Origin of the sequence: Paenibacillus tyrphae, assembly GCF_000722545.1 — a bacterium.
In the GTDB taxonomy this organism is placed as follows: domain Bacteria; phylum Bacillota; class Bacilli; order Paenibacillales; family NBRC-103111; genus Paenibacillus_G; species Paenibacillus_G tyrfis.
Genome location: NZ_JNVM01000026.1, coordinates 34,996 through 50,528 on the forward strand (window position 1 = coordinate 34,996; position 15,533 = coordinate 50,528).

General features: G+C 58.1%; 13 protein-coding genes. 4 read left to right on the forward strand and 9 right to left on the reverse strand.

The features are described 5' to 3' along the window. Positions 1 to 46: 46 nt before the first annotated feature. The 7 genes from ET33_RS27335 to ET33_RS27365 all read right to left on the reverse strand — a co-directional run bounded on the left by ET33_RS27335 (position 47) and on the right by ET33_RS27365 (position 8,734). On the reverse strand, positions 47 to 922 hold the full coding sequence (locus ET33_RS27335) for a sugar phosphate isomerase/epimerase family protein (RefSeq protein ID WP_036689789.1): 876 nt from the start codon (positions 920 to 922) through the stop codon (positions 47 to 49). A 93-nt stretch (positions 923 to 1,015) separates the two neighbouring features. After that, positions 1,016 to 2,074, reverse strand: a complete 1,059-nt coding sequence (locus ET33_RS27340) for a Gfo/Idh/MocA family protein (protein ID WP_036689791.1) — start codon at positions 2,072 to 2,074, stop codon at positions 1,016 to 1,018. Between the two features lie 84 nt (positions 2,075 to 2,158). Further along, entirely contained in the window at positions 2,159 to 3,028 is an 870-nt protein-coding gene (locus ET33_RS27345; RefSeq protein WP_036689794.1) for a carbohydrate ABC transporter permease, read from the reverse strand. Between the two features lie 19 nt (positions 3,029 to 3,047). Continuing rightward, positions 3,048 to 3,923, reverse strand: a complete 876-nt coding sequence (locus tag ET33_RS27350; protein WP_036689797.1) for a carbohydrate ABC transporter permease — start codon at positions 3,921 to 3,923, stop codon at positions 3,048 to 3,050. A gap of 69 nt (positions 3,924 to 3,992) precedes the next feature. Next, positions 3,993 to 5,333: an extracellular solute-binding protein gene (locus ET33_RS27355; RefSeq protein ID WP_036689799.1), complete on the reverse strand. Its 1,341-nt coding sequence runs from the start codon at positions 5,331 to 5,333 to the stop codon at positions 3,993 to 3,995. A 99-nt stretch (positions 5,334 to 5,432) separates the two neighbouring features. Continuing rightward, complete coding sequence (locus ET33_RS27360) at positions 5,433 to 6,977, reverse strand: response regulator (protein WP_036689802.1); 1,545 nt, start codon at positions 6,975 to 6,977, stop codon at positions 5,433 to 5,435. Further along, positions 6,974 to 8,734 (reverse strand): cache domain-containing sensor histidine kinase, encoded by a 1,761-nt coding sequence (locus ET33_RS27365; protein WP_036689804.1) that lies wholly within the window; start codon positions 8,732 to 8,734, stop codon positions 6,974 to 6,976. The genes ET33_RS27360 and ET33_RS27365 overlap by 4 nt, the downstream gene beginning before the upstream one ends. A gap of 276 nt (positions 8,735 to 9,010) precedes the next feature. Between ET33_RS27365 and ET33_RS27370 the strand changes: the two genes are divergently transcribed. From ET33_RS27370 to ET33_RS27380, 3 genes are read left to right on the forward strand one after another with little or no spacing between them, the layout of a single operon-like run. After that, the gene (locus tag ET33_RS27370) at positions 9,011 to 10,117 is read left to right on the forward strand and encodes an alanine racemase (RefSeq protein ID WP_081890525.1); all 1,107 of its coding nucleotides are present in this window, start codon (positions 9,011 to 9,013) and stop codon (positions 10,115 to 10,117) included. 18 nt (positions 10,118 to 10,135) lie between these two features. Next, on the forward strand, positions 10,136 to 11,740 hold the full coding sequence (locus ET33_RS27375) for an N-acyl-D-amino-acid deacylase family protein (RefSeq protein ID WP_036689807.1): 1,605 nt from the start codon (positions 10,136 to 10,138) through the stop codon (positions 11,738 to 11,740). Between the two features lie 30 nt (positions 11,741 to 11,770). Then, positions 11,771 to 12,235 carry a RidA family protein gene (locus tag ET33_RS27380; protein WP_010495738.1) on the forward strand — a complete coding sequence of 155 codons (465 nt, stop codon included), beginning with the start codon at positions 11,771 to 11,773 and terminating at the stop codon, positions 12,233 to 12,235. A gap of 111 nt (positions 12,236 to 12,346) precedes the next feature. Here the strand turns inward: ET33_RS27380 and ET33_RS27385 are convergent, their stop codons facing one another. After that, the gene (locus ET33_RS27385) at positions 12,347 to 13,135 is read right to left on the reverse strand and encodes a phosphotransferase family protein (protein WP_036689810.1); all 789 of its coding nucleotides are present in this window, start codon (positions 13,133 to 13,135) and stop codon (positions 12,347 to 12,349) included. 139 nt (positions 13,136 to 13,274) lie between these two features. Between ET33_RS27385 and ET33_RS27390 the strand changes: the two genes are divergently transcribed. Further along, positions 13,275 to 14,138, forward strand: coding sequence for a polysaccharide deacetylase family protein (locus tag ET33_RS27390; RefSeq protein WP_036689813.1), 864 nt, complete (start codon positions 13,275 to 13,277; stop codon positions 14,136 to 14,138). A 74-nt stretch (positions 14,139 to 14,212) separates the two neighbouring features. Here ET33_RS27390 and ET33_RS27395 read toward each other — a convergent pair whose 3' ends face one another. Next, positions 14,213 to 15,223, reverse strand: a complete 1,011-nt coding sequence (locus ET33_RS27395) for an LLM class flavin-dependent oxidoreductase (RefSeq protein WP_036689817.1) — start codon at positions 15,221 to 15,223, stop codon at positions 14,213 to 14,215. Between the last annotated feature and the right edge of the window lie 310 nt (positions 15,224 to 15,533).

A 15,533-nucleotide genomic window follows, 5' to 3' on the forward strand; every position in this document is an offset into this window, starting at 1 on the left:
TCGCTCCTTCGCTGTTATTCACCGAGTTTTCCATTGCTTGCGCTCGTTATTTATAGCGGCGAATAAAATCAACCGCGAGCCGGATGTCGACTTCCGGCTGCACGCCGACTTCGCGCTCGATCGTCAGATAGCCTTGATAACCGATCTCCTGAAGCGCGGCAAAATATGCGTCGAACGGCACCCGCCCTTCACCGAGTGGCACTTCCTTAAAAATCTCGCCGGACGTCACCATCTGCGCAATTTTGCCATGATCCATCGGCTCGAAGCCGAGCGCGCCGTACACTTCTCGCGGGTCTACCTCGCGGAACCGGATGCCGTCCTTCACATGCGTATGAACGATGTAATCCTTAAGCAGCCGCACGCCCTCCACCGGGTCGTCTCCCGTGACCATGACCATGTTCGCCGGATCGAAGTTCACCGAGACGCCGTTCGTACTGAGCGTATCCAAGAAGCTTTTCAAATGAGCGGACCGTTCCGGGCCGGTCTCGATGGCGAAATAAGCGCCGCTGCTCTTGGCATACTGTCCCAGCGCCTCGCAGGCCGTCTGCATATTGTGGTACACTTCGCCGCTTGTATCCTCAGGCACAATGCCGATATGTGTCGTTACGATGTTGGTGCCGAGATCGAGCGCCAGATCGAGAATGCGCTTCGACTTCTCGACCTTCGCCGGGTTGGCCTCGCCGTCCTGAAAGCCGTGCCCGCCCAGGTCGCCGCAGAGCGCGGAAATTTCGAGCCCCAGCGAAGCGATGTACGCTTTCAGCTCGCGTCTTGCCTCCGCCGTCAGCGCGGCCGGGTCCATCTCGCCGCTGACCGCGTAAATCTGTACGCCGTCGGCGCCGACCTCCTTCGCCTTGCGCAGCCCTTCGCGAACCCCGACACCGAAGCTGTCGACGATCACGCCGATTTTGTTCGTCAATTTCATCTCCGCCCTCCTCCATATTCAGAAGTCCGGTGAACGAAGCAGAGCCGGCGGACTTCTTCCCCCCGCGCAGCGCGCCATTCACCGGACTCGGTTTTAGAATTGAATTTCGATGCCTTTTTCGCTCGACTCGTAGATGCCGGAGATGATCTTGGTCAGCTCTACGCCATCTTCGACCGGACTGATCAGTTCGGCCCGTCCGAGACAGCAGTCGACGAAGGTATTGATTTCGTTCTGGAAGCCTGCCATAAAATCAAAGGTCGAATTGTCGATCTGCGGCGTCACGTTCAAAATCGTATCGTGCTTTTCCGTGACGATCGTAAAGTCTGGCTCGACCTCCGCGCCGCCCCGCTCGCCAAATATTTTCACAGCTACCTCGTTGCTCTTCGCATGCAGCGTAAAGCTGACGTCCACCATCAACGAAGCGCCGTTCTCGAAGCGAATCAACGCGTTCGCCATGTCCTCGACGGTGTTTTTGGAAGCATCGAAGTCCGCCGCCTGATAGTAGCTCAAATTTTGCACGTTCGAGCGGTTGCCCAGCTTCTTGTACGTATTGCCCGTCACCGACTTCACTTTCGGACGGCCCATCAAGTACCAGCACAGATCGATCACATGCACGCCGATGTCGAGCAGCGGTCCGCCGCCCGAACGCTCGATGTCCGAGAACCAGCCGCCCGGATTGCCGAGGCGCCGCAGGTAGGACGCTTTCGCGTAATAGATCTCGCCGAGCTCACCCGCGTCGATGAATTTTTTCAGCACCTTGGTGTTCGTCCCGTACCGGCGCACGAAGCCGACCTGCAGCAGCTTGCCGCTCCGGCGAACCACCGCTTCCACCTCGAGCGCCTTATCGACGGTCGTGCACAGCGGTTTTTCACACAGTACATGCTTGCCCGCTTCGAGCGCCGCTATGCTGATCTCGCCATGAGAGTTGTTCCAGGTACAGATGCTGACCGCTTCCACTTCCGGGTCCGCCAGAAGCTCGCGGTAATCGGTGTACACCTTTTTCGCGCCGAACTTGTCGGCGGCCTGCCGCGCCCGTTCTTCCACCAGGTCGCAGACGGCGACGAGCTCTGCCTCGGGATGATTTTGGTACGAAGTTAAATGCATTTCCGAAATTGAACCTGCGCCAATCACAGCTACTTTCAAACTAGCCATGCTGTTCCCCCTCTCTCCACCCGGATACTACCACATTTGTCCAGATCTGTGAATTGCAAATATTTCCCCCCGCATGAGATCAATTTATCCCTTGACCGCCCCCGCCGTCATCCCTTTCATAATCTGCTCCTGGAACAGCAGGTAGACGATAATGGTCGGCAGCACCGCGATCGACATCGCAGCCATCGTCAGCTTGTAGTCGGTTGAATACCCGGTGGCAAAGACGGACAAGCTGAGCGGAATCGTTTTTAAAGCGGGCTTGCTGATAAAGACGAGCGCGAACGCAAAGTCATTCCAGAACCGCAAAAAGCCAAGAATCGCTATGGTCGACAAGGCCGGCAAGCTAAGCGGCAGCATCATGCGGAAGAAAATGCCCCAATACCCCGTGCCGTCGATCAGCGCGGCTTCTTCGATCTCTTTCGGAATTGCAGTCAAGTATGCCGCGACGACGAAGATTGCGAGCGGCAGCTCAAACGCTGTATAAGGAAACACGAGCGCCGCGTACGTATCAAGCAGCCCGACCTTTTTCATCAGGACGAAGAGCGGCACAAGCGTGCTGTGAATCGGAATGAGCATGCCAAGCAAGAACAAACCCATGAACAAAGGCTTCAGTTTAAAATCAAAGCGTGCCAGCACGTAAGCCGCCAGCGCACCGAGCACCAGTGTCAAAGCCAACGACAAGACGGTAACGATGGTCGAGTTGACAAGCGACGTTCCCATCGCCGATACTTCCCAAGCCCGTACAAAGTTGTCCCACTGCCATATCTCCGGCAAGGAGAACGGCTTGGAATGAAACTCATCGTTTGTTTTAAAAGCGCTAACGAACAGCCAGAACAGAGGATAAAGCGTAACGAGGGCGTAAGCGGTGAGCAGGACGTTAATAAGCCCGCGGCTCCATTTTGCCCCGGCTTTGCCCGTGGCGCTTCCCGTTTTTACTGACAAAGCTTGTTCCATGACGGGTCCCTCCTTTCCATTATCGGTAGTTGCGTTTCATGAGGTATTGGCTTCCCAGGATCAGCAGCAGGCTGAGAATAATGATCGCGGTCGAGACAGCGCTGCCGTAGCCGAAGCGGAAGACGTTGAACGTGTTGTTGTACATATACGAAGCGAGCAGTTCGGTCGAGTGCGCCGGTCCTCCGTTTGTCATGACGTAGATTAGATCGAATGCCTTCAAGCTGCCCGAGATACAGAGCACGACGGCTACCTTGATCGTATCCCAAATCATCGGCAGGGTGATCGAGAACAATTTTCGCACCGGCCCGACGCCGTCGATTCGCGAAGCGTCGTCAATTTCCGGGGAAATATTTTGCAGCGCGGCAATAAACATAATCATGTACGGCCCGATGTAGTTCCAAATAATCGGGATCATGAGCATATACATGGATATTTTCGGATCGGATAACCACTGCATCTTCCAGGATTCGAGGCCAAGGGCGTCGAGCAGGAAGTTCAAAATGCCGATTTGCGGGTGGTAAATGTAGCTCCAAATGATCCCCACGACAACCGAGGAAAGCACCATCGGCATAAATACCGAAGCGCGGATCATCCGGTGAAAGAGCGAGCTGCTTGTAAGCACAAGCGCCAGAATAAGCGCGATCGGAATTTGACCGAACACCGAAGCGGCGACGATCAGCATGTTGTTCTTGAACGAAAGCCAGAAAATCGGGTCGCGGATCACTTCCACGTAGTTGTCGAAACCGATGAACTTCGCAGCCCCGATGCCTTTCCAATCGAAAAAGCCGTAATACGCAGACCAGAAAATCGGTATAATCGCGAAAAATACGAAAATCAGCGTGGCCGGGAGAAGACCTATCGCAATAAACCCTCTAATACGTGCCGCTGCCGTCATGGAATCCCCTCCTTCTTCCGGAACTGGCGATTCCAGCCCCGGTGAAGAGCTGGAATCGCGCGGCCCATCTTATTTTGCGCCGACCGACTTGGCTTGCGCGTCTTGAATTTTCTTCGCTATGTCTTCGGGCTTGGCGCCCATAAGAAGCTCTTGCAGGCCGTTGTTCACGACATCGGCTGCGGCCGAGCTCAGGCGTCCGTCATAAACCGGCGTCCGTTTCACGGTGCCTACCATATTGTGGACTTTGGCGAACAGCGAGGACACTTTGCTTGTATCGAGATCGACCTTGTAGCTGACGAGCTGGTTGCTTTCCAGCGTCGCTTTCTGCGCCGCCGGGCCGGACATGGCGTAGATCAGCTCGTAAGCCGCCTCTTTGCTCGCGCCGGACGTTTTCTTGCTCATGCCGAGACCGGTTCCGACGACGCCGGAAATCGAGTTCGGGTCGCCCTTGCCGTTCGGAACGGAAGGCAGTACCGTTACGTCCATGCCGGCCAGCGCTTCCTTGGACGCATTGGCTGCAAGGTTCGTCAGCGCCCAGCCGCCGTCGATCATCATCGCCGCTTTACCTTGCGCGAACATTTGCTCCATCTGCGTGTTGTCGATGCTGTTGAAGCCGTCCTGGAACGCGCCCGCTTTGCTAAGCTGCTGCAGATACGCCAGCGCTTGCACGAATTCCGGATCGGTGAACTTCGCGCCTTTTTGCTCGGCCGCGCTCAAGAACCATTCCGTCCCCGTCACCCGGTCGGCCAAGGAGCTCAAAATACTGGATTGCGCCAGCCATGCCGCTTTGTTCCCGAGAGCGATCGGCGTTATTTTTTCTTTCTTGAACGTTTCGACCAGGCTCATCATGTCGTCCCACGTTTTCGGCGGCTTGACATTGTATTTATCGAACATCGCTTTGTTGTAGTATAAAATCGACGTCGGCGACAGCCCCATCGGAGCTGCATAAATGTTGCCGTTCAGCGTGAAGTCGTCGAAGGAGCCGGGCAGGAAGCCGTTCTTCCAATCCGCTTTGCTGTCCAGCAGCGGGTTGATCGGCTGAAGCAGATCGCCTCCGGCGAATTCTTTGGTCATGACGCCGGGCCACATCACAAACAAGTCGGGCATTTCGTTAGCCGCCGCAACCGTTTTCAAACGGGCTCTGTAACCATCGGGCGGAATGCCCTGAATATCCAATTCCACGTTCGGGTGATCCTTCTTGTACTGCTCCATGATCCCCCGCATCGTTTTGGCGCGGAGATCGTCGCCGGTAAAGTTATGCCAGAGCGAAAGCTTTACTTTTTCGGACGCTTTTCCTTTATCTCCGCCCGCGCTGCCGCCTGTGCCCGCTTGATCCCCACCCGAGCCGCAGCCGGCGAGGAGCGAAAGCGAGAGGGTCAACAGGACTCCCGTTGTAGCCGCTTTGTTCATCTTACGAACCCTCCTTGTATATGTGTGTACTGCTTCAGTATAGAGGACAATCCCCGGGAAGCGTAACGGGAGAGATTTCGGCCCTAGGGTGGAAAAAATTCAGTCTTTGACCGATTGCCTGAATTCCGACGGCGTCTGTCCGGTATGCTTTTTGAACTGCTGGCTGAAATATTTGATGTCCTCGTAGCCGACCCGGCACGCCACTTCGCTGATTTTCGCCTGCGACTCCTGCAAAATTTCCGCGGCCCGCCGCATCCGCTCCTGCGTGACGAATTCGATATAGTTCAGCCCCGTCTCCCGTTTGAACACTTCGCTGAAGTGGTTCGGGTTCAAGTGAATGAATTTGGCCACCTGCTGCAGCGACAAGTTTTGATCCAGATGCTCCTTGATGTAGACGATCGACTTTTGAATATACGCATAGGGCTTGTCGGCAATCGCCTCGTGGAACGTCGCCATCACCGAGGATAGCAGCTTGAACACCTCGTCCTCGGCGCGCGAATCGACTTCGAACGTGCGGAGGGCGGCCGGAGCCGCCTCCGGCTTCCCGCTGCCCTGCGACCGCTCCAGCCAGCGGTGGCCGGCAATAACCATCGATTGCAGAAACGCCTGCACCGAAGACGGCGTGGCCGCTGGATCTTCGAGCTGCTCCCGCACCTTCCGGTTCACCCAATGCCTTAGGTCGGCCCCATTGTTGCTCATCAGAATGGCCGCCAGCTCCGACTCCTCCTTCTGGGAGCAGACAGTCCGGCCGCCGCAGCGGTCCGCGATATCCGCGGATGTGTAGAGCCCCTCGGCCCCGAGCAGTCCGCGGTACGCGAACACCGTCCCGGCTTCCCGGTAAGAGGCCTGCAGCTCGCCGTACGAAGCCACGGAGCGGCCGAGCGCCGCGAAAACCGTACATTTCAACGTCTGCCGCACCCGATCAATGGCCCGCTCCAAGCCGCCGCAGTCCGACACGCGGGCTTCCTCACGCACGACGAGCACGATTCGGTCGGCCTTCAGCATCGTCACCGCCGGAAGCAGCTCGTAGAGCATATTTTCGGCTGCTCCGAGCAGAAGACCGGCCAGCGCTCCGTCCCCCCAGCCCGTTGCGGCAAGCAACAGCACTCGCATCGGCGCCAGAGACGATTCGTCTGGCTGCACGCCGTTTTTGCGAAACCAGGCCTGAACCGGCGCCAGAGACGACTCGTCGCCCTGGATCAGCAGCCGATCCAGCAGCTGGCTGCGCAGCGCCGCCGTTTGCATCGTTTCCTGCTTGGCGTTCTCCCATTTGTCCATGATGCGCTGCTTCGCCTTCATCGCCGCTTTAATAATTTCCTCAGGGCGGCTTGTCTTAAGCAGATAATCGGTCACTCCTTCGCGCAGCGCCTGCTGGGCATACGCAAAGTCGTCGTATCCCGTGAGAATGACGGTTTCCGTATCCGGGAGCAGCCGCTTCACCTCGTGCGCGAGCTGAATGCCGTCCATTCCCTGCATGCGGATGTCCGTCAGTAAAATATTCGGCTTCTCCGTCGGGATGCGCGCCAGCGCGTCCTCGGCAGACGAAGCCGGAGGGAGCAGCGTCAAGCCGAGCTCCTTCCAGTCGATGACGGTACACAGCCCGTTCCTTATAATCACTTCGTCGTCTACGATTAAAATTTTCATGCGGGCTCCTCCAATACCGGAATGCTAAAAGAAACGCGGGTGCCTTTGCCCGGCTCGCTATCGATCGTCAGTCCCGCTTCGCTGCCATAATGCAGCAGCAGGCGCTGGTGCACGTTGCGCAAGCCGTAGCTCGTTTTGGCCGCCGGCGCACCGTTCCCCGTCCAAGCAAGCTGGCGGCGAATTTCGCGCAGCTTGTCCGCCTCGATGCCGATGCCCGTATCCTCGACGACAAACTTCATCCGCGCGCCGCTCAGCTCGCCGTGAACATAGACGAAGCCGGGCTCCTGCTTTTTCTGAATGCCGTGAATCAGACTGTTCTCGATCAGCGGCTGGAGCAGCAGCTTAAGCATCGGCTGCTGGAGCATGGCCGGGTCGATATAAACCTCCATCTCGAATTGGCCGGGAAAACGGATCGATTGTACGTAAGCATAGTTCTGGGCATGCGCGATCTCCTGCTGCACGGGGCAAAACTCCTCGCCTTTGTTCAGGCTGAACCGGAGAAAATCGCTGAGCGCCCCGACCATCTCGGCGATCTGCCGATCCTGGTTCATCAAGGCCATCCAATGGATCGAGGACAGCGTATTGTATAAAAAGTGCGGATTGATCTGCGCCTGAAGCGCGAGGATATCGGCTTCTTTTTTCTTCGCCTCGTTCAGCTGCACTTGCTCCTTCAGCCGCTGAATCCGGTCGCTCAGCTTGTTGTAGCTGTGCAGCAGCAGGCCGACCTCGTCGCTGCTTTTCACCTCGTACGTCGGGATCGGCTCGTCTGGGTTGATGTCCTTCATCGTCTGCGTCATCCGGGTCAGCGGCCGCGTCACCCACTGGATGAAATAAAGCACCAGTCCGGCGGCCAACAGCAGCGAGATGCCGACCGCTACCGCGGTAACCGTCAGCACATAGACGTTCTGTGCCGTATAGATTTGGGTCGGGATGAAGCCGACCAGCTTCCAGTTCAGGCTCGGGAGCGTGTAGTACAAAATTGTTTTCTGCCCGTCCCCGTGGCCGTAATTGAGAACGCCGCTCGCCTCCGCCATCGGCCCGATATCCGGGAACGGTTCGCTGACCGGACGGTTCAGCCACGCGGACTCGCCGCCGGATAAAATCCGGTTGTTTGCGTCCAGCAGCAGCACGAAGCCTTTGGCTTCCCAGCCGGATTCCTTCAAGTAGCGGGCAATCTCCGCTTCGTCCAGGCTGATCGACAGCTCGCCGAGCGGCTTGAAGTTGTTCACGTTGCGAATCGGACGGACAAGGGAGACGACTTTCTTCAGCCCTTCCGTCGTCTGATTCTCGTACAGCGGGGTCCACCACTTGGTGCTGTTTCGGTAAATTTCCTCATTTTTGCGGAGCACGTCCGGCAGGCCCGAATAAAGCACCGTCGTGTTCGACAGCGGCGGATAGCCGTTGACCGAATTGATCGTGATGTTGGAAATGTATTTTTTGGAAAAGGCCAGATTGGTCAAAAAGCCGACGTTCAGCGTATAGCGGGCCACGTCCTCCCGGTCGTTGTCCAGATACGCCTGAACCTCCCGCTGGCCGATAATGAACAGGGACATGTTCTCGACGTCCTGTATAACGAACTCCAGCTTGTCCGCAATTTGACGCAGCGTGTTCATGCCCGATTGCTTCGCCTTCTCCTCCGTGGCGGAGGTCGCTATTTTGTACGAAACCGCTCCCGTGGCGAGCAGCGGCAGGACAATCGCAATCAGCAGCAGCAGGGACAGCTTGTGTTTGAGCGACTTCGACAGCCACCGTTTCATTGTGTCGTTCCCCCGTTTATCTTGAAAATGGAATTGTAAGCGTTGCGATGCCTTAATACTAGCACATTTTCAGGGGGAAGCTAACATACTTTTTTTCAACCAAAAAAACTTTTTGTTTGATTTCACGCTGGATTATGTTAGTATCTTTCTCAGAATGACCCGGGGACCATCCAGCCCCCGGAAACGACCGGTCTGAAGAGGGGAAATCAGCTCGAATCAGGGCGGCGCTCTTATATTTATCAGAATATTCGAAATATTATGGGAGTGAGTGAGACGATGAACGACCGACTGGATACCCCCAGCGTAATCATCGACACGGACATCATGGAGCGCAACATCCGTTCCATGGCCGACTCGGCCAAAAGGCTCGGCATCGCGCTGCGGCCCCATGCCAAAACGCACAAAATGCCATGGGTCGCGCAGAAGCAACTGGACGCCGGCGCGGTAGGCATCACCGTCGCGAAAGTGTCCGAGGCGGAAGTGATGGCGGAGCACGGCATCAAGAACATTTTCGTCGCCTACCCCCTCGTCACCCCGGCCAAAATCGCACGTGCGATACGGCTCAGCGGGCAAATCGAGCTGATCGTCGGCGTCGACAGTCTGGACGGGGCCAAGCTGCTGTCCCAAGCCGCCCTTGAGGCCGGGCGCGAGCTGCAGGTCCGCCTCGAAATCGATACCGGTCTGCGCCGGACAGGCGTACCGTACGATCAGTCGGAAGCGCTGGCATCCGCTATCCACGCAATGGAAGGCCTGCGCCTGACGGGCATCTACACGTTCCGCGGCGCGCTGCTCGGCGGCAAGCCGACGCTCGATCTGCAAGCGGCCGGCGCCGAGGAAGGCCGGCTGATGGCCGAGCTCGCGGACCGCATTCGCGCGCAGGGCGTGCCGATCGCGGACGTCAGCGTAGGCTCCACGCCGACAGGCGTTCAAGCTGCTGCGGTCCCAGGCGTGACCGAAATCCGGCCGGGCACTTACGTGTTCCAGGACCGGATGCAGGCCCGCCTCGGCGTCTGCTCGCTCGGCGATTGCGCCGGCGCCGTCCGTGTGACCGTCGTCAGCCGGCCAGCCGCCAATCTGGCCGTGGTAGACGGAGGAAGCAAGACGTTCGCCACCGACGTGCAGCCGAACACGGACCCGATGCAACTGCAAGGCTTCGGGCACGTCGTCGAGCTGGAGGACGCGGTACTGGAGCGGATGTCGGAGGAGCACGGCATGTTGCGGCTCGGTCCCGCTGCCCAAGCTTCCAGCCTGAAAGCCGGCGATGTGCTGCACATCATCCCGAATCATATTTGCAGCACGGTCAATCTGCATGACAAAGTGTTTTTCAAGAGCGGCGACAACTATGAGGAGCGGGCCGTTCTGGCGCGCGGCAAGCTGCAGTAAGCGGGGAGGCTCGAAATCATGCTGGATCTTATCATTCGTAACGGACGTATTGCGGACGGCACCGGAAACCCTTGGTTTTTCGGCGACGTCGGTGTGAAAGACGGGCGGATCGCCGCCGTCGGCCGGGTGGAGCAGGAAGCGAGAAGCGTCATCGACGCGCACCGCCAAGTGATCGCTCCCGGGTTTATCGACGGGCATTGCCACTCCGACCTGATGATTTTCGATCATCCGCACAGCGAGATCAAAATCCGGCAGGGCGTGACGACAGAAGTCGTCGGCAACTGCGGACTCGCGCCGGCTCCCTTCGTGAAGGAGCGCGCCGAGCTGCTGCAGAGCTACGTCCAACCGGTGCTGGGCAAGACGGACTGGGCTTGGCCCTGGGAAACCGTCGAGCAGTACATGGAGCATCTGGCCCGCTCCGGCCCGTCGGAGAACGTCGCCACCTATGTCGCGCACGGCGCGCTGCGCATCGCTGTCATGGGCTTTGCGAACCGTCCGGCTGCGCCGCACGAACTGGAGCGCATGAAGCTGATGCTGGAGGAAGGGCTGCGGGCCGGCGCCATCGGGCTGTCCATCGGCTTGTTATACGCCCCCGGCAGCTACACGGCCAAGGAAGAAATCGCGGAGCTGTGCTCCATCCTGCCGAAGTACGACGGGCTGTTCTCCACGCACATCCGCGGCGAAGGCAACAATCTGATTCCTTCGGTCAGGGAAGTAATCTGGATTGCGGAGAAAGCCGGCGTGCCGCTGCATATCAGCCACTTGAAGGCAGCCGGCAAGCGGAACTGGGGCAAGGTGCTGGAGGCGCTGGAGCTGATCGAGGACGCCCGGGCCCGCGGCATGGACGTCACCTGCGACGTGTACCCTTACCATGCGGGCTCTACGACGCTGACAACCGTCCTTCCGCCATGGGTGCTCGAAGGCGGAATCGAAGGCACGCTGGAAGCGTTCCGCGATCCTTCGCTGCGCGCGCGCATCCGCGAGGAGCTCGGCCGCGAGCAGGACGATTGGGACAACCTCGTCTGCTCCACCGGCTGGCAGAGCGTCGTCATCTCGGCGGTGCATACGGAGAAGAACCGGCATCTGGAAGGCAAGCATATCGCAGAAATCAGCGAGGAGCGCGGCCAGCACCCGGCGGACTGCATGATGGACCTGCTGCTGGAGGAGGAAGGCCGCATCTCGATCGTGTACTTCCACATGTCGGACGACGACGTCTCGCAGGTGGTCCGCTATGAAAAGTCGCTGATCGCTTCCGATAGCCTGACCTGCGAAACCGGCAAGCCGCATCCCCGGCTGTACGGCACGTTCCCGCGCGTCTTCGCCAAATACGTGCGCGACCAGCGCGTGCTGTCGCTAGAGGAGGCGGTCCGCAAGCTGACGTCGTTCCCGGCGCAGCGCTTCAAGCTGGGCAAGCGCGGACTGATCGTTCCCGGCTATGCCGCCGATCTGACCGTCTTCAATCCGGATACGATCCAGGATCTTGCCACGTTCGAAGAACCGAGACAGTATCCGAACGGCATCTCGCACGTCATTGTAGCGGGCAAAACAACGCTCACCGGCGACCAACACACGCATGCCCGCGAAGGCGGACTTATTCGTGCAGCGTCGTGCTGCACCCATTAATTTAACGAAACTATCGGAGGTATTATTTTTATGTCCCAAATCGAACAACGTTTGCAAGAACTCGGCATCACTTTGCCCCCGTCCCCAGAGCCGCGCTTTACGTACATCCCTTGCAACCGGACAGGCAACCTGCTCTATTTGTCCGGTCAAGATTGCCGCATTAACGGCGAATTGATGTACGAAGGCAAGCTGGGCAAAGACGTTACGATCGAGCAAGGCCAAGAAGCGGCCCGCCAAACGATCATCAACTGCCTAGCCGTGCTGAAAGGCTACCTGGGCGACCTCGACCGCGTGGTCAAAATCGTCAAGCTGCTCGGCTTCGTCAACAGCACACCGGGCTTCGGCGACCAACCGTATGTCATGAACGGCGCATCCGACCTGCTCGTCGCCGTCTTCGGCGAGAACGGCAAGCACGCCCGCTCCGCGATCGGCACGAGCGACCTTCCGTTCCACACGCCGGTTGAAATCGAGCTGATTGTGGAAATCCGCGACTAAGCGAATCAAAGACGTCGTAGACGGTCGACTTAAACTTAGAAGCACCTCCGGCATCGGAATCCCCGAGTGCTAGAGGTGCTTTTTTTATATGGCTTCGCCTTACCCGTTAAGCTACCGGTTCACCAGCTCTAGGAGCTTGCTCCGCTCCTCCTCCGTTATGCTCTCCACAAGCCGGGCGGCCGCAAGCGGCAGCAGCCACGCCTCCATCGACTCCATCGTGCTGCCGGTAAGCCGTATGTATTCTTTCAAGTACGTCCTGCACAACTGCCGGCGCAGCGTGGTAAACAGCAGCTTCACCGGCTTCGGCATTCCCGGCGGGAGCGAAGCATAGTCCAGAACGAGCCGCGTTCGGGCCGCATCGCCATCCGGATGACCGCTCACGCCGGTCATCCAGTCGATAATGACCGGACCTTGAGCGGTCATCATAATATTTTCGGGATGCAGGTCCCCGTGACACAGCCTGGCCTCTTCGGGCAGTCGGTTCAGGTGCTCGATCACCCGCGCCTTGGTCTCCTCGGACAGCAAGGACGTTTCGCGGATGCGGCGTTCGAGCATCTCCTTCTGCTTCGGAAGCCCCGGAGCCTCGCGGCGATGCATTTCCGCGTGCAGCGCAGCCAGCTGCCTCGCAGCTTGAGCGATGCGCCAAGGCTTCGCCGCGATCACCTGCGTCAAGGTCGGACCCGCCACCCGCTCGTAGACGATTCCCCGTTTTCCTTCAGCTTCCTCGATTCCGTAAACTGCGGGCACCGGCAGTCCGAGCCCGGCCACCTGGCGGCTGATCCGCCATTCGTATTCCATCAAGTCTCCGGTGTGGGGCCGGAACACCTTGATGATTTTATCGCTCCCCCATTCAAATACTTCTGCCGTATATCCTTGTCCGATGCGCTTCCCCAGTTTCACGACGACGACTTCCCTTTCTTGGCCCGGTTGTGCCGGGACGATGTGGCTAAACTTGAAATTCGGCCCAGGAACCGATATAACTGACTATAGACGTTTTTATCCGGAAGCTGCTTCAGCTTTACCCGAGGGAGACCCTGCTATGATCAAAAAAGTTTTGGCCGCTTTGCTGCTTGCCGTAGTCTTGATCGGCGCGCTTGACGCCTGGTCGTATAAAGACGCGCTGCACTACCGCGACCAAGTAGCCGTCCTGATGTACCATCATGTCCATGATACCGAACAAAGCTCAAGCACCATCTCCACCGCTTTGTTTCGCGATCAGCTCAATTATTTGAAATCGAAAGGTTATCATTTCATTTCGCTGGGCGAATTCAAGCAATTTTACGATGGCGGTTCCGTGCCGGACAAAGCGGTGCTCGTTACCTTTGACGACGGCTACAAAAGCTTCTACGATTACGCGTATCCGATTCTGAAAGAGCTTGACGTACCGGCCATCAATTTTGTCGTGACCAAAGATTTAGACGACCCGCTGGCCCCGTCGATTCCAGCGCTGTCCCGCGACCAGATCCGGCAAATGCTGAGCGAGCGGCCCGGGCGCTACGATTTTCAATGCCACTCGAACAATCTGCATTTCAAGGAAGGGAAGACGGCGGCGATTATCGGACCGCTTACGCGGGAAGACGGCGCGTTGGAAACGCCCGAGCAGGCCGTCGCCCGGGTGGCGGCGGACACCAAAGCCTGCGCGCAGCGGCTAAATGAGCTGTACGGCAGCGATCATGCGGCAGACAGCTACGCTTACCCGTTCGGCATCCATTCCAAGACGGCGCAAGACCTTCTTACGCAAGCGGGCTTTCGTTACGCCTTTACCATTGTGAACGAGATGGCGGCCCGCGCCAATCCGAAATTGGAAATTCCTCGAATCAACGCGGGCAATCCGGCCATCCGGCCCGAACTGCTGGACAAGCAGATTATGCTGCGCGTCGAAAGCGTCAAGCCTTTTCACTGAACGGAAAGCACGCTATTACGCGATACGGGACTCCTTGAAGACCTGTCAGGTCTGAACGGAGTCCCGTTTTCGTATTATCGGCCGAGCCCGAATAAATCTGCCAGCAGTTCGTACGAGCGCAGTCGGGCTTGGAAGTCGTACGTATAGGTCAGCACGATCAGCTCTTCCACCCCGTAGCCCTTGCTGAACTCAAGCATTTGCGCCCTCACCTTCTCCGGGCCGCCGACGATCATCCGTCTCCGGTTCGCCTGGATGCGCATGCGGTCCCAGTCGGTGTACGGATAACTAGCCGCTTCCTCCGGCGTCGGGAAGGGCCGGCGGAACTGTCCCTGCTCCAGCAGCAAGAGGCGCAAATCGGTCGATGCCGCCAGCCGTTCCGCTTCCTCGTCCGTGTCGGCGCAGATGACGATCACGCATACGTTCGCCTGAGGAGACGCGCCGAGCGAGCCGGGCCGGTAATTGGCAAAATACCGCCGAATCGCTTCATGACCGCCGTCGCCGTTAATGAAATGCGCGAACGAGAACGCCCCGCCCAGCTCCGAGGCCCGGTCCGCACTGAAGCCGCTGGAGCCGAGCAGCCAAAGCTCCGGCGCCGTATCGACGAGCGGGGTCGCCCGCACGCCTTCGAAGCGGTGTCCTGGCCCAAGCCAGTCGGAAAGAAAGCCTCCGAGATCGCGGAGCATCTCAGCGAAATGCTCTTCCCGCTCCTTCGGCCGGCCGTACCGCAGCGCCTCCGAAGCGATCGGCATGCCGCCGGGTGCCCTTCCGATGCCAAGATCGATCCGTCCCGGGTACAGGGCTTCCAGCACCCGGAAATTTTCCGCGACTTTATAAGGGCTATAGTGAGGCAGCAGCACACCGGCCGAACCGACCCGAATCCGCGACGTATGCGCGGCAATGGCTGCGATCAGAATTTCCGGGGAAGAACCGGCGAGGCCGGGCGTGTCATGATGCTCCGACACCCAGTATCGCGTATAACCGAGCCGCTCAACTGTCTTAGCCAGCTCTAAAGTGCGCGCCATCGCGTCTGCCGCCGTTTCTCCCGGAATGACCGGCGATTGATCCAATACGCCCAGCTTTAACATTCGAATCCTCCATTCCCCTCCTCTTATGACGTTCGGACGCGTTCATGAAGCCGGAGGAGGCCACTTGTTTCTCCATTCATTATACGCCCAGAAACCCGGTTGTGCACTCTAACCCGTTCCGCGCCACCTTCTTTCGATCGGGGATTCACAACTTGTTGGAAAACGGACAAGGAAAATTCCCAAAAAGGGTTGAAATTCCAGTGCGTTCTGTTATACAATTCAATTGATAAAGATTCTCATTATCATCGTCCTTGTCATTGTGCCCTCGCCGGTACTTGTTGAATAAGTTCTCCTGCCTCGGAGTTCAGCT

Bases quoted from the DNA above. Each gene is read 5' to 3' on its own strand.
- ET33_RS27355 (WP_036689799.1), bottom strand. From the start codon at position 5,333: ATGAACAAAGCGGCTACAACGGGAGTCCTGTTGACCCTCTCGCTTTCG.
- ET33_RS27335 (WP_036689789.1), bottom strand. From the start codon at position 922: ATGAAATTGACGAACAAAATCGGCGTGATCGTCGACAGCTTCGGTGTC.
- ET33_RS27395 (WP_036689817.1), bottom strand. From the start codon at position 15,223: ATGTTAAAGCTGGGCGTATTGGATCAATCGCCGGTCATTCCGGGAGAA.
- ET33_RS27360 (WP_036689802.1), bottom strand. From the start codon at position 6,977: ATGAAAATTTTAATCGTAGACGACGAAGTGATTATAAGGAACGGGCTG.
- ET33_RS27375 (WP_036689807.1), top strand. From the start codon at position 10,136: ATGCTGGATCTTATCATTCGTAACGGACGTATTGCGGACGGCACCGGA.
- ET33_RS27390 (WP_036689813.1), top strand. From the start codon at position 13,275: ATGATCAAAAAAGTTTTGGCCGCTTTGCTGCTTGCCGTAGTCTTGATC.
- ET33_RS27370 (WP_081890525.1), top strand. From the start codon at position 9,011: ATGAACGACCGACTGGATACCCCCAGCGTAATCATCGACACGGACATC.
- ET33_RS27350 (WP_036689797.1), bottom strand. From the start codon at position 3,923: ATGACGGCAGCGGCACGTATTAGAGGGTTTATTGCGATAGGTCTTCTC.
- ET33_RS27345 (WP_036689794.1), bottom strand. From the start codon at position 3,028: ATGGAACAAGCTTTGTCAGTAAAAACGGGAAGCGCCACGGGCAAAGCC.
- ET33_RS27365 (WP_036689804.1), bottom strand. From the start codon at position 8,734: ATGAAACGGTGGCTGTCGAAGTCGCTCAAACACAAGCTGTCCCTGCTG.
- ET33_RS27340 (WP_036689791.1), bottom strand. From the start codon at position 2,074: ATGGCTAGTTTGAAAGTAGCTGTGATTGGCGCAGGTTCAATTTCGGAA.
- ET33_RS27380 (WP_010495738.1), top strand. From the start codon at position 11,771: ATGTCCCAAATCGAACAACGTTTGCAAGAACTCGGCATCACTTTGCCC.